This window comes from Mucilaginibacter terrigena (genome assembly GCF_004168255.1).
Taxonomy (GTDB): domain Bacteria; phylum Bacteroidota; class Bacteroidia; order Sphingobacteriales; family Sphingobacteriaceae; genus Mucilaginibacter; species Mucilaginibacter terrigena.
Genome location: NZ_SEWG01000001.1, coordinates 614710 through 627043, shown reverse-complemented (window position 1 = coordinate 627043; position 12334 = coordinate 614710). Strand labels below are relative to the sequence as shown.

Below are 12334 nucleotides of genomic sequence, written 5' to 3'. Positions count from 1 at the left end.
TGTCGAACCATTAGCCGCTCGTACAAGTCTTCGATAGACTCAGACTGACAAACGGCTTTTTACTGATCCGGTGCAATTGGCCCCGTGCCGGCATCCGGCAGGTCGGTATCACTGGTATCGGTAAGCGGTGTGTCAGTTTCTACTTCATGCACTGCCTTTTTCTTCTTCTTTTTAAACAGTTCCTGTTGTTCGCTGGTCAGCCTTAAATGAAGGTCGCGCTGCGGGAAGGGGATCTCGATACCTTCTTTGGCGAAGGTGGCGTAAATATCTGTTAGTACGTTGCTTTTTAGCGAGAGCCAGGTGCCGATATCCGCCGCCCAAAACAACAGCCTGAAATCAACGGAATTCTCGTTTAAATTATGCAGAAACACCAGGGGCGCGGGGTTGTCCATGATCTCGTCGCGGTTGCTAAGCAAGTCAGTAAGCATTGTTTTCACCTTATCAATATCCGACCCATAGGCCACGCTAATGATCAGCTCGATACGGCGGTTGTTGTTGCTTAGCGTCCAGTTGATCACGTGGTGCGATATCAGGTCGCCGTTTGGTATAATTACTTCCGCGCCATCGCTGGTAGCCAGTTTGCTTGAACGGATGCCAATTTCCATAATGGTTCCGCTGCGGTTATCCACTTCGATGATATCGCCTATCTGTATCGGTTTCTCAAAAGCCAGTATCAAACCCGATACCAGGTTGTTTACAATGTTCTGCAGGCCAAAACCAATGCCTATACCAAAGGCACTGATGATAATGGTGATCTTATCCAGCGGGAAACCCGAAGCGGTTACAGCTAATAAAAAGCCTACTGCAAACACCGCCAGCTTTATCAGCAGGGTAGATGTGCGGTTCTTCTTCTTGGCCACATCAATATCATTGGCATGCTTGCCCGCTACTTCATACAGGTAGCTGATGATCCGTGCCGCTACCGATGATAACCATATAACAGCAATAAATATGATAATGCTTTGGAAGGTAAAACTTGTATTGGTACCGCCCAGGCTGCGGCTTGTGGTCAGGAATTTTTCGAGCCAGGTGAACACAGCATCTTCAACGCTCAGGTTTTGCGTAAGCATTATCAGCCAAAGCACGCTTGCCAGTATGGTTAAAATGCTCCTGAACTTGTTTTGCAGCATTTTGAAATCGATGAACGAGCTTAAACCGTTGCTGTTTTTGTTTGCCTCTAACTGTAAAAACAGGCTTTGCATAATTATCTGCACCAAATAGTACATACCTAAAGCCAGCCAAAGGTTGTATATAGCCGTAACACCCACAATTTTTGACAGCGTTACGCGGCCAAACACATTAAACAAAAAGGCTATGCCCTGTAAGCCTATAAAAATTTTGAGTATGGTTATGGTGTAGGGCAGGTAATCTTCGGGCGTTTTTTTAACCTGGATAAAAAACCAGATGCTTGCAATGGTAGCGCCAAGCGATAACAATAATACAATTACCCTATCGGTGTTTGATACTTCAACAAACAGGTTGCAAAAGCTGTAAAACAGGGTAAGCCAAAACAGGATATGCAGGTATTTAAATAATTGACGAGGGCAGGTTTTTTTTACAAGGTAAAGTATGGCCAGTATCAGCACGGTAAAAAACAATTCGAGCACAACAACCGGCGGGTGATCGTAAAAGTTGGGCACTATAGCAAAGGCTACGATAACCGCCGAGGTAACAGGGTAGAGTGATACATATTTGGCATGGCTAAATACCGATTGCGGCGACTCCTTTATCCTGATAACCTTGCGCCTGTTGGTATATATCCAGCTAAAAAACAATACCAGCACCAACAGGCCTGTAAAATGGATAAGCGGGTCGCGGCCAATAAAAAACGTAAGCAGTTTGGTGTTCATACTTACCGTTTTGGTAAGCGCCGATTTAAAGGTGCTTTCGGTATTGGTATCCATTTGCCAGATACTGTTATTCTCGTCGCTTAGCGCCTGCACGCTAAACTCGCGGATCTTGATATCTATCTGGTCTTTAAGATCGAGCAGGGAAATATATACCGACGAGATACGATTTTGCAGCAGGCCAATCTTAAGTAACAGTTTTTTGTTGGTGGTATCAAGCCGTTTATGCTTGCTTTCTATAGCTATCTTTTGGATAAGGTAGGTAGTGCGCAGGCTGCTATCGGCAGGTACAATTTTCAGGGCCGGGTCCTTATCCATCGATGCCAGCTCGTTCTGGTTTTGTACCAGTTTACCGTTAATGTCCGACAGGCGTTCCTGCCACAGGTCAAGCTGATCGTCGCTGCGGGTAAGTATATCGCGGATGGCGTACAGGTAACGCAGGGTGCTGGAGCGGTCGTCGTCTATCAGGTTTTTTATGAGGCTGATCCGCCGCTCGAACGAAGGCAGCTTTTGGCTGATATCAACCGTATCGATATTGCGCGACAAACTGGTTTTTATCTGGTTAAAGGCAGATGTATAATACTCAACCTTTTGCAGCAGGTTGTTAATGGAGGTATCCGATTTTTTGAACGTCCGCATCATCGAATCGCGGCGCAGTATGGCCCGGCGCAACGAATCGCGAACGGACTGCGGCTTACGTTTTTGCGCCGAAGCATCCCCCACAAATAAAGCAAGTACGAAAAGGAGCAGGGGGACTATTTTAAATACTTTATTCATTATCTTGATTTCGGATTTCGGATTTTCGATTTCGGATTTAACTAATCCATTTAAAACTTAAAACCCTCCTTTAGGATTTAGAGCTTAGAATTTAGGATTTAAAGTTTAGGCTTAGTCTTTCAACAATAAGCTTTCAATCGCCAGCCTGTACGAGTGCATGCCAAAACCCGCGATAACACCTTTGCAACTTGCCGCCAGCATAGAGTGGTGCCTAAACTCCTCGCGCTTGTATACATTAGAAATGTGCACCTCGATGGTCGGGGTTTTAATGGCCGCAATGGCATCGGCAATAGCCACCGACGTATGGGTGTAAGCGCCCGCGTTTAGTACAATACCATCGCAGGTAAAGCCAACCTCGTGCAGTTTATTTATAATTTCGCCTTCAACATTACTTTGGTAATAATTAATGGTGATGTTTGTAAAATGTTTTTGCAATTGGGCAAGGTAGCTTTCAAAATCGGCGCTGCCATAAATAGATTTTTCGCGTACGCCAAGCAGGTTTAAATTTGGCCCGTTTATAATTTGTATATTCATTTGCTCAAACTTAACTATAAAACATTAAAACTAAAATCAATTGGACTGGCCACGGGCAATAAAAGGCTTTAAAACATACTTAAAACTGGAAAGGTCGCTTGCGGCAAACTCCATCGAAGCTTACAGCCGCGACCTGGAGAAACTATACCAGTATGCCGAAACACTGACCGGTAAACCCTCACCAACGAAATTCACTCTTACCGATCTGCGCAATTTTATCAATTGGGTAAACGAACTGGGGATGATACCATCCACACAATCGCGCATCCTGTCGGGTATCAAAGCTTTTTACAAATACCTGTTGATGGAAGACCTGATAGCCGCCGACCCGTCGGAACTGTTGGAAACCCCCAAGATCCAGCGCAAACTGCCCGATACCCTTAGCATTCACGATATTGATAAGATGATAGCCGCCATTGACCTGAGCAAACCCGAGGGCGCACGCAACAAGGCCATTTTAGAGGTAATGTATGGCTGCGGCCTGCGGGTATCTGAGGTAACTGAGCTACGGCTGTCCAACATCCATCCCGAAATTGAATTTATTAAGGTAACCGGCAAAGGCAGCAAAGAACGCCTTATACCCATAGGCGGCGAAGCGCTGAAAGCCCTAAAGATCTGGACGGAACAGGTACGTGTGCACATCGACATAAAAAAGGGGGAGGAAGACCTGGTGTTTTTAAACCGCCGCGGCAGCAGGCTAAGCCGGGTGTACATTTTTTTGCTGGTGAAACAACTGGCAGAACTAACGGGATTAAGAAAAACGATCAGTCCGCATACTTTTCGCCATTCCTTTGCCACCCACCTGGTAGAAGGCGGCGCCGACCTGCGTGCCGTACAAGAAATGCTGGGCCACGAAAGCATCACCACTACCGAGATCTACACCCACCTGGACCGGGAGTATTTGAAGAGCACCATTATCGATTTCCACCCGAGGAATTAACGCGAACAAAAAACTGCGGCTAAAACAGGTTTATCTGTTTTATTACTTCCTCCGGTTCCTTATCCGGCCCGGTTTCGTATTCTAATCCTTTAATCCCCCTAAACCGTATGGTTTTAAACGGTTCCCATTTAGGGTAACTGCCAAATGTTTCGCGCCGCACTATTTTCAACTCCTTTATCCAGAAAGGCTCTACAACTTTTTTATGGCGAAAGTGCGGCCACAGGGTGTTAAAATCAGCCTCGGGCACATTCCTAACCACGGTAATATGCGGTACCAGCATTTTTTTGATGCCGAGGTTTTTCCTTAACAGGCCAAACCAGGCATCAACAGCAGGGGTAATGCGGATATGGCCGTAAATGGTGTACTGGCTGTGCAGGTGGGTAAAAAACTTAAACCCGTCAAGATGCAGCAAAACCGGCGGCATAATGGCGACAGCTTGTTCTACACGGGTAAGTGTTTGGTCGGCAAAGAAGGGTTTTTGCCGCTCCAGGTGTACCACAGAAATATGCGCCGGGGCATCCATGCTTTTAAACATACCGATATGTTTTACCGATGCTTTTTTGTATTTGCCGATAAGCTCTTTAACAGGTTCGGGCGGCGAAAGCAGGAAAAGGTAGTCGGCATAGCTGGTCATATTATCTGTGAATTATCGATACAAATCTTACTAATAATTTTAGCAATTCAAATTATATTTTCATATTTGTGCATGGATGCTAAGCGGCATATTGTACATATCGACCTGGATTCATTCTTCGTATCTGTGGAGCGTAAATTCAACCCATCGCTTATTGGTAAAGCGGTTATCATAGGCGGCTCGGCCGATAGGGGCGTGGTGGCATCGTGCAGTTACGAAGCGCGTAAGTTTGGCGTACATTCGGCCATGCCCACACGGCAGGCCCTAAAGCTTTGTCCGCATGCTATTGTGATCCATGGCACGCACGGGCGCTATTCGGAGGCCTCGCGCGAGGTTACACAGATCATCCATAACATGGTGCCGCTGTACCAGAAATCGTCGGTAGATGAGTTTTATATCGATCTGAGTGGTATGGAGCGTTTCCATGACCCATTTAAACTGGCCTGCGACTTACGGCAGAAGGTGATCCGCGAGACCGGGCTGCCTATTTCCTTCGGGATGGCATCCGGAAAAACAGTAGCTAAAATGGCCACTAACCAGGCCAAACCCAACGGGCAGCTTTGGATAAAACATGGCGAGGAAAAGGCTTTCCTGGCGCCGCTTAACATAGGTAAGATCCCCGGACTTGGCGAAAGCACCTGCCAAAAACTTTACCAATACGGCATCGAAAAGATAGGCGACCTGCAGCGGGTGAACCTTAAATTTTTAGAGGCGGTTTTTGGCAAAGCCGGCACTTATATTTATAATCGTGCCAACGGTATCGATGATAGCGAGATCATCCCGCATGGCGACCGCAAATCCATCTCTACCGAAACCACCTTCCATAGCGATGTAAACGACAAACGCACACTGGAAAATGTATTGGTAAGCATGACCGAAGAACTGGCGGGCAAGCTAAGGCGAGAGAAGAAGGTATCATCGTGCCTGGCTATAAAGATCCGTTACGCTAACTTTGAAACCCACACCCAGCAGCAAAAAATATCCCTCACTGCTGCCGAACACATCCTGATACCCGGAATAAAAAACCTGCTTAAAAGCGCCTGGAACCAGCACCGGCCCATCCGCCTGATAGGTGTACGGCTAAGCAACCTTTGCACCGGCAGTTACCAGATAAATCTTTTTGAGGATAACGAGGAACGCATAAAGCTTTACCAGGCTATGGATAACATTAACTTTAGGTTTGGCGATAAAACGGTTTGCCGCGCGGCAGGGATGGAAATAGGGGCCAGGACGTTTAACCCGTTTATGAAGGGGTGAAGCCCCCTCTAAATCACCCCCAAAAGGGGAGACTTAAAATTACGTCATTATAAGGTACGAAGAAATCTTATAGGACATACGGATATGCTGAGATTGCCACGCTAACCCTTACAGCAATGACATGATTGGTAAATTCGGGTAATCGCAAAAATCTATTTAATCCCGGTTCAGAACTTTTTTCATCAACACATCCGTCTGCTTATCCTTACCCAATACAAATGGGTGGCTGCCAAACTGGATAAAGCCGTTGCGTTGGTAAAAGCTGATAGCCCTGGTGTTTTGGTCCCATACGCCAAGCCATATGTATTTAAGGTTATTTTCAGTAGCGGTTTGGATGGCGAAGTTGAGCAGGTGTTTGCCAATTTGCTGCCCCTGGTATTGTTGTAAAACGTATATACGTTCTACTTCCAGGGCGTTTGGATCTTGCAGATCGGTTTGGGCGTTGCGATAATTGAGTTTGATGTAGCCGGCGATAGCATCATCAACCATGGCATAATAAAACTCAGAATCAGGGTTATTGAGTTCCTGTTCAAAGCGGCTTGTGATGAACGCGGTTGCGGCGTAGGCGTCCATATCTTCACGCTTGTTGCGGTGCAAAAAGGCATCGTAAAAGGTTTGGCGACTGAGCAGGAGCAGGGTACCGGCATCGGAAGCGGCTACCCTTTTTATTTGAACAGGCAGGGCCATCGCTTAATCGAATTGGTCCTGCAGGCGCACCAGGCGGTCTATCATCAGGTTTAATTTTTCTTCCTCGTTCTTAAACATCCTCGGTTTCAGGTAAAAGGTGGTGAACAGGAACCAAATAATGATGGATGCATAAGTAACCCCTTTAAAAACACCCGAGGCGTTTTGCAGCACTTCTACAAAGTACAGCGCAAGCCCCGCGCTGATGAGCAGGGTATAGATGTAATAGAACCAGCCGATAACTTTGGTGCGGTTTTTTTGGTATTCTTTCAAACTGTCCAGGTACTCGGATGGGTTAAGGGTGGCATCGCGCTTGCTTAAAATGTGGTAATGCCTTACAATAAGGGTTAAGTACATTAGCATGGTAACCAGTACAATTAATATGCCCACAGTGGTAACCCACGAGCTGAAAGCCCCAAACAGCATAATAATAAAGGCAAAGGCGATGATAACCGCCATGGCCACAATACTCCAGTATATACGGCTTGTTAAACCGCGTATCCCTTTTTTAACCTGCTTAAGCACTTCATCTACTGAAAGCTTTTCCTGCTTTGGCTGTCCCTGCCAAACCGACATTAAATGATCAAAGTCTTTCATGCTGATTGTATAACTCTGTCAATTTTTGTTTAATGCGATATATTTTCACCCTCAAATTCCCCTCTGATATCCCCGATACTTCTGCGATTTCGGGGTAAGGCACTTCGTCGAGCACCAGTGTTATGATAATTCTTTCCGATTCTTCCAGTTTTGATATACATTTATACAGTAAGGCAACCTGCTCGTTCTTTTCCGAAAATACCTCCGGTTTGTTTTCGGCAATAGCAGGCGTAAGCTCGTCCTTGGCCTGTCGTTTTTCCGATCGTAAATAAGTTAGGCAGGTGTTTACCGCTATGCGATAGATCCAGGTAGATATAAGCGCCTGGTTACGAAACTTGTGGAGGTTTTGCCAAACTTTTAAAAAGGTTTCCTGCAACAGATCGTTAGCGGCGTCATCATCGCCGGTATAACCATAGCACAAATGGTAAATTTTCTTTGAATTGGCTTCGTAAATTTTCCTGAAAGCGTCTTCTCTGTCTGCCACCTGATTAGTTAATTTTTAGTTTGACAAATTAACGGCTTTAATGTTACAACAGGTAACTTTTTTTGTTAAACCAGGGTAACTTGCCTTCGGCATCGTCCAGCAGCTTGTTATAATCCTGGCTGTAATCAAATTGCAGGTCCTCGTGCAGCTTGCCTATTGCAACGCGCACTTTCTCTACCTGCCTTATCAGTATCAACCTTATGGGTTTGTGCGATGTTTGCCTTATCACATACTGCAAATAGTTTTGGCAAAAATTTAAAAGCAGCTCTATCTCAGCCGGTTTACTACCCATAAACTTGGTGTATTTGGTAAGCATCTTTAATATTTTGCGCAAGCCCTTAGCCGTAAAATAGCTTTGCGATGGCAGCTGACTAAACATAAACCCGGCCTCGGCTTTAATACTTTCTGTAAAATCATGCTCGTTGTGCGATTCAAACAGCAGGTAGGCCAGCAACTCCTTGTTTTCCTTTTTATACCTTATCAGCCGCAGGCATAATTCGGCCAGCTGCTCCTGTGGTAAATGCTGTAATTCCTTTTTTATTTGCTGCAGGCTGTAGGTAGTTATACTCATCGGTATATATAAAGCTTTAATTTTGTAGTTTTGCGGCACCAATTAAACACATGCAGAAGAGCAAACTGACCCTGTACATTTTTTTAGCATTAATATTAGGCGTAATTGCCGGCTATATTTACAATGCTACAGTTATAAACAATATTAATACCAAAATAAATACCGCCGAGGTAAATATAAAAACTTTAGACGGGCAATTATTAGCCAGTAAAGACACCACAACGGTAATTTACCAGGAGCTAAAGGCAGAGCGCAGCAAGCAGGCCGCCATCCGTAAAGCCGGCAGCACCACCCGCGAGGACAAGCTGGTTGGCTTTACCATACTAAGCGACATATTTTTGAAGCTGATTAAAATGATAGTGGCCCCGCTGGTATTTACCACGCTTGTGGTAGGTGTAGCCAAGGTTGGGGATATTAAGGCCGTTGGGCGCATCGGGGGCAAAACGCTCCTGTGGTTTTTAAGCGCAACGCTTGTATCGTTATTATTGGGGATGGTGCTGGTTAACTTTTTTAAACCTGGCGAAGCCATGCATTTGCCATTGCCTGACAGCCACTTATCTACCGGGATCCAAAAAACAACCTTATCGCTGCGCGAGTTTATAGGCCACGTTTTCCCTACAAGCTTTGTAGAGGCCATGGCCACTAACGAGATCTTACAGATAGTTGTATTCTCGCTGTTTTTTGGCGTGGGTACGGCCGCAATTGGCGAAAAAGGCGTAATTGTTATAAAAGCTATGGATGCAATAGCCCACGTTATTTTAAAAATAACCGGCTATGTTATGCAACTGGCGCCTTTAGCGGTATTTGGCGCAATAACGGCTATTGTTGCCAAACAAGGATTAGGTATCCTGTCTACCTATGCCATATTTATCGGCGAGTTTTATTTTTCGCTGGTGATATTGTGGCTGGTAATTATACTGGCAGGTGCCGCGGTAATAAAAGGCCGTGCCTTTAAACTGGTTGGCCGTATTAAAGATGCCATGCTAATCGCTTTTGGCACCTCAACAAGCGAGGCGGCATACCCCAAGGTATTGCTGGAGCTTGAGCGCTTTGGCTGCAATAATAAAATTGTAAGCTTTGTATTGCCCCTGGGTTATTCGTTTAACCTGGATGGTTCTATGATGTACATGACCTTCGCGTCGCTGTTCCTGGCGCAATCCTACGGTATCCATCTTTCATTCGAGCACCAACTATCCATGCTGCTTATCCTGATGCTTACCAGCAAGGGCATAGCGGGCGTTCCGCGTGCATCACTGGTAGTTATAGCCGGCACTATAGCAATGTTCAACATACCCGAGGCCGGTTTGGCCCTCCTAATCGGTATCGACCCATTGCTGGATATGGGCCGTTCTGCAACCAACGTACTGGGTAATGCAATGGCAACAGTAGTGGTAAGTAAATGGGAGGGAGAGTTGGAGCCTGGGGATGATTAATGAATTAGTGAATTAGTGAGTGAGTGATTTACTGATTTTTTAAATGGTATTTGGTGCTTACTTTTGCAAACCCAAAAAAACATTTATAATGATTGATGCTGACAAAACTAATTTTGCAGAAACCTTTAGAAACCGTACTAAAAAGTTTGTTGTAGATAACATCAGGTTCTATCGTACGCTACCCAAAACAGAGGAAGCAAAAATTATCGGAAGGCAATTACCCAGATCATCATCCTCAGTTGGAGCTAATTACCGTGCAGCTTGCAGGGCAAGGTCACAGGCGGAGTTCAATGCTAAACTATTAACCGTAGTTGAAGAAGCAGACGAATCTGCATTTTGGATGGAAGTATTGATTGAGGCCGAAGTTGTAAACAAAACAGATCTTGGTTTTTTACTTGATGAAGCAAACCAAATACTTCGCATCACATCCGCATCACGGAAACCGTTTCAAAAAATAAACCATCTTAAATTCACTAAATCACTAATTCACTAATTTATTAAATAAATATAAATGACTATCCGTTCCAAAAAAATATTCCTTTTCGCGTGTGTTGTAGTGCCGTTTTTGTTATACTGCATTTACTATTATGGCATGATACTTAAAAACGCCCCTTATAAGTTTTCGGAGTTTGAATCTATCCAGTTTCAATATGGGTATGGCGATACGCTGCGTAATAAGTACGACTCGAGGACCGGCGATTACCAGTACGTTAATAAGCGCGATTCGCTTATTAAAATGAAACTGATACTAAGCAAGAACGAACTGCTGTACCTGCACCGCAAGGCGGCCGACCTGGGCTTTTGGGATTTCCCGGCAAATGAACTTAACCCCAAAGTAAAAGGCAGGGTGCCCCGTTTTGTAACACAGTTTAATTATCAGCATAAAAGCAAAAAGGTTGTTTACGATGCATCGTACGATGGCCCCGAAAGCCTGGTTGATGCTAACGAACGCCTGATCAAAGAATTTCAGAAAGTGTTGAACGAGGCCGAAGCACGCCAAAAGAAATAACAAATAGCTAATTGGATATTAATTTATTAATCCATATATTTGCACCTCAAAATTTAAAACAATAATTAATCAACAATGTACGCAATAGTAAGTATAGCCGGGCAACAGTTTAAAGTTGCGAAAGACCAGCAGATCTTTGTACACCGTTTACAAGGGGATGAAGGCGCTAATATTGAATTTGACAATGTGTTGTTAGCCGAGAACGAAGGTAAATTCAAATTAGGTTCTGATTTGAAAAGCGCTAAAGTATCAGCTAAGATCGTGTCTCATTTAAAAGGTGATAAAGTAATTATCTTCAAAAAGAAACGCAGAAAAGGTTACCAGAAGAAAAATGGTCACCGTCAGCAATTTACCAAGATCGAGATCACCGGTATAACATTATAATTAAATTTTAACCGACTCGATCAAACAGGGTCACAAAAGAAATTAGAAAATGGCACACAAAAAAGGGGCCGGTAGTTCAAGAAACGGCCGCGAATCACATAGCAAACGTTTAGGTATCAAAATTTTCGGTGGTCAGCCAGCAATCGCAGGTAACATCATTGTCCGCCAGCGTGGTACCAAACACAACCCGGGCCTTAACGTAGGTATCGGTAAAGACCATACTTTATTTGCATTAGCTGCAGGCCAGGTAATTTTCAAGAAGAAAGCAGACAACCGTTCGTACGTTTCTGTTATCCCTTTTGAAGTTGCACCGGTTGCAGAAGACGCAGCACCCGCACCAGCAGTTAAGGCTGAGCCAAAAGCAAAGAAAGTTGAAGCACCTGTTGCAGTGGCAGAAGTAGCTGAAGAAGCTCCTAAAGCAAAAAAAGCGGCAGCGCCAAAAGCAAAAAAAGAAGCAGCACCTGATGCTGAAGAAGCCCCTGCTGCCGAGTAATCAGCAACAAGCTTAAATTATATAAAAAGCCCTTATCAAATTGATAAGGGCTTTTTTTGTAGGGTAATTTCTATAAAATTTCTTTAACGTTTTGTCATACTGAACGTAGTGAAGGATGTATTAGTAAACTGTGGAATCGTGTAAATGCATGGCGACGAATAGATGCTCCGTTGGCTAACGGATAAGCATGACAGGGTGGATACAAAAATAGCGATGGGTTTTATTCCCATCGCTATTTTTGTAAATCTTACAAAGCAAAATTTAACGGTACAGCGTACCGTACCCTTACCGGTTGGCCTTTTTGGACACCCGGCAACCATTTGGGCGAATTACTTAGTACACGTATCGCTTCCCGGTCAATATCATCGGCTACGCCCTTAACTATTTTTACTTCATCTACGGTACCATCCTTTTCAACTATCATCGAAAGAATAACCCGCCCCTGGATCCTCTTGCTGTATGATTCTGCCGGGTAACGCAAGTTTGCCATCAGGTATTTTGCAAACTCCTGATGGCCACCCGGGAACTGCGGCGGATGCTCGAAATCTGTGAAAGCCCCTGGCTGCTTCATTTTCTTTTCTAACGAATCTGCCGCTATTAACTTTACATTTTTAATGGTAGTATCGGCTGTTTGTGCTTTTACCGCAATGCTAAAGCACAGTGCAGTTAGTATTAATAATGATCTCATTT

15 protein-coding genes are annotated in these 12334 nt (G+C 44.6%); 7 read left to right on the top strand and 8 right to left on the bottom strand.

The window, feature by feature from the left end:
- Positions 1–59 precede the first annotated feature (59 nt).
- Together EWM62_RS02745 and aroQ are read right to left on the bottom strand one after the other, a co-directional pair.
- Positions 60–2624, bottom strand: coding sequence for a mechanosensitive ion channel family protein (locus EWM62_RS02745; RefSeq protein ID WP_129875100.1), 2565 nt, complete (start codon positions 2622–2624; stop codon positions 60–62).
- Between the two features lie 111 nt (positions 2625–2735).
- Positions 2736–3158 (bottom strand): type II 3-dehydroquinate dehydratase, encoded by a 423-nt coding sequence (gene aroQ, locus EWM62_RS02740; RefSeq protein WP_129875099.1) that lies wholly within the window; start codon positions 3156–3158, stop codon positions 2736–2738.
- A gap of 40 nt (positions 3159–3198) precedes the next feature.
- Between aroQ and xerD the strand changes: the two genes are divergently transcribed.
- Positions 3199–4098, top strand: coding sequence for a site-specific tyrosine recombinase XerD (gene xerD, locus EWM62_RS02735; RefSeq protein WP_129875098.1), 900 nt, complete (start codon positions 3199–3201; stop codon positions 4096–4098).
- A gap of 19 nt (positions 4099–4117) precedes the next feature.
- Here xerD and EWM62_RS02730 read toward each other — a convergent pair whose 3' ends face one another.
- A complete protein-coding gene (locus tag EWM62_RS02730) occupies positions 4118–4732 on the bottom strand; it encodes a 2'-5' RNA ligase family protein (protein WP_129875097.1) in 615 nt (204 codons plus the stop codon).
- Between the two features lie 72 nt (positions 4733–4804).
- Here EWM62_RS02730 and dinB point away from each other — a divergent pair, with 72 nt between their 5' ends.
- Entirely contained in the window at positions 4805–5989 is a 1185-nt protein-coding gene (gene dinB / locus EWM62_RS02725; protein WP_129875096.1) for a DNA polymerase IV, read from the top strand.
- Positions 5990–6145: 156 nt separating this feature from the next.
- Here the strand turns inward: dinB and EWM62_RS02720 are convergent, their stop codons facing one another.
- Genes EWM62_RS02720 through EWM62_RS02705 form a run of 4 tightly spaced genes read right to left on the bottom strand, consistent with a single transcriptional unit; the run spans position 6146 to position 8325 of the window.
- Positions 6146–6676, bottom strand: coding sequence for a GNAT family N-acetyltransferase (locus tag EWM62_RS02720; protein ID WP_129875095.1), 531 nt, complete (start codon positions 6674–6676; stop codon positions 6146–6148).
- Positions 6677–6679: 3 nt separating this feature from the next.
- Positions 6680–7270 carry a hypothetical protein gene (locus tag EWM62_RS02715; RefSeq protein ID WP_129875094.1) on the bottom strand — a complete coding sequence of 197 codons (591 nt, stop codon included), beginning with the start codon at positions 7268–7270 and terminating at the stop codon, positions 6680–6682.
- A complete protein-coding gene (locus EWM62_RS02710) occupies positions 7257–7754 on the bottom strand; it encodes an RNA polymerase sigma factor (protein ID WP_129875093.1) in 498 nt (165 codons plus the stop codon). The genes EWM62_RS02715 and EWM62_RS02710 overlap by 14 nt, the downstream gene beginning before the upstream one ends.
- A 43-nt stretch (positions 7755–7797) precedes the next feature.
- Entirely contained in the window at positions 7798–8325 is a 528-nt protein-coding gene (locus tag EWM62_RS02705) for a hypothetical protein (protein WP_129875092.1), read from the bottom strand.
- A gap of 50 nt (positions 8326–8375) precedes the next feature.
- On the opposite strand from EWM62_RS02705, the gene EWM62_RS02700 reads away from it, so the two are divergent.
- The 5 genes from EWM62_RS02700 to rpmA all read left to right on the top strand — a co-directional run bounded on the left by EWM62_RS02700 (position 8376) and on the right by rpmA (position 11644).
- Positions 8376–9758 (top strand): dicarboxylate/amino acid:cation symporter, encoded by a 1383-nt coding sequence (locus EWM62_RS02700; protein WP_129875091.1) that lies wholly within the window; start codon positions 8376–8378, stop codon positions 9756–9758.
- 88 nt (positions 9759–9846) lie between these two features.
- Positions 9847–10251: a four helix bundle protein gene (locus EWM62_RS02695; RefSeq protein ID WP_129875090.1), complete on the top strand. Its 405-nt coding sequence runs from the start codon at positions 9847–9849 to the stop codon at positions 10249–10251.
- Between the two features lie 18 nt (positions 10252–10269).
- Entirely contained in the window at positions 10270–10767 is a 498-nt protein-coding gene (locus EWM62_RS02690) for a hypothetical protein (RefSeq protein ID WP_129875089.1), read from the top strand.
- A 75-nt stretch (positions 10768–10842) separates the two neighbouring features.
- The gene (gene rplU, locus EWM62_RS02685) at positions 10843–11151 is read left to right on the top strand and encodes a 50S ribosomal protein L21 (RefSeq protein ID WP_129875088.1); all 309 of its coding nucleotides are present in this window, start codon (positions 10843–10845) and stop codon (positions 11149–11151) included.
- 49 nt (positions 11152–11200) lie between these two features.
- Positions 11201–11644: a 50S ribosomal protein L27 gene (gene rpmA, locus EWM62_RS02680; RefSeq protein WP_129875087.1), complete on the top strand. Its 444-nt coding sequence runs from the start codon at positions 11201–11203 to the stop codon at positions 11642–11644.
- Between the two features lie 247 nt (positions 11645–11891).
- Here rpmA and EWM62_RS02675 read toward each other — a convergent pair whose 3' ends face one another.
- Positions 11892–12332, bottom strand: a complete 441-nt coding sequence (locus tag EWM62_RS02675) for an energy transducer TonB (RefSeq protein ID WP_129875086.1) — start codon at positions 12330–12332, stop codon at positions 11892–11894.
- Positions 12333–12334 lie beyond the last annotated feature (2 nt).

Excerpts from the sequence above, each read along its gene's own strand:
- EWM62_RS02745 (WP_129875100.1), bottom strand. The coding sequence starts at position 2,624 with ATGAATAAAGTATTTAAAATAGTCCCCCTGCTCCTTTTCGTACTTGCT.
- aroQ (WP_129875099.1), bottom strand. The coding sequence starts at position 3,158 with ATGAATATACAAATTATAAACGGGCCAAATTTAAACCTGCTTGGCGTA.
- EWM62_RS02730 (WP_129875097.1), bottom strand. The coding sequence starts at position 4,732 with ATGACCAGCTATGCCGACTACCTTTTCCTGCTTTCGCCGCCCGAACCT.
- dinB (WP_129875096.1), top strand. The coding sequence starts at position 4,805 with ATGGATGCTAAGCGGCATATTGTACATATCGACCTGGATTCATTCTTC.
- EWM62_RS02720 (WP_129875095.1), bottom strand. The coding sequence starts at position 6,676 with ATGGCCCTGCCTGTTCAAATAAAAAGGGTAGCCGCTTCCGATGCCGGT.
- EWM62_RS02715 (WP_129875094.1), bottom strand. The coding sequence starts at position 7,270 with ATGAAAGACTTTGATCATTTAATGTCGGTTTGGCAGGGACAGCCAAAG.
- EWM62_RS02705 (WP_129875092.1), bottom strand. The coding sequence starts at position 8,325 with ATGAGTATAACTACCTACAGCCTGCAGCAAATAAAAAAGGAATTACAG.
- EWM62_RS02700 (WP_129875091.1), top strand. The coding sequence starts at position 8,376 with ATGCAGAAGAGCAAACTGACCCTGTACATTTTTTTAGCATTAATATTA.
- EWM62_RS02695 (WP_129875090.1), top strand. The coding sequence starts at position 9,847 with ATGATTGATGCTGACAAAACTAATTTTGCAGAAACCTTTAGAAACCGT.
- EWM62_RS02690 (WP_129875089.1), top strand. The coding sequence starts at position 10,270 with ATGACTATCCGTTCCAAAAAAATATTCCTTTTCGCGTGTGTTGTAGTG.
- rplU (WP_129875088.1), top strand. The coding sequence starts at position 10,843 with ATGTACGCAATAGTAAGTATAGCCGGGCAACAGTTTAAAGTTGCGAAA.
- rpmA (WP_129875087.1), top strand. The coding sequence starts at position 11,201 with ATGGCACACAAAAAAGGGGCCGGTAGTTCAAGAAACGGCCGCGAATCA.
- EWM62_RS02675 (WP_129875086.1), bottom strand. The coding sequence starts at position 12,332 with ATGAGATCATTATTAATACTAACTGCACTGTGCTTTAGCATTGCGGTA.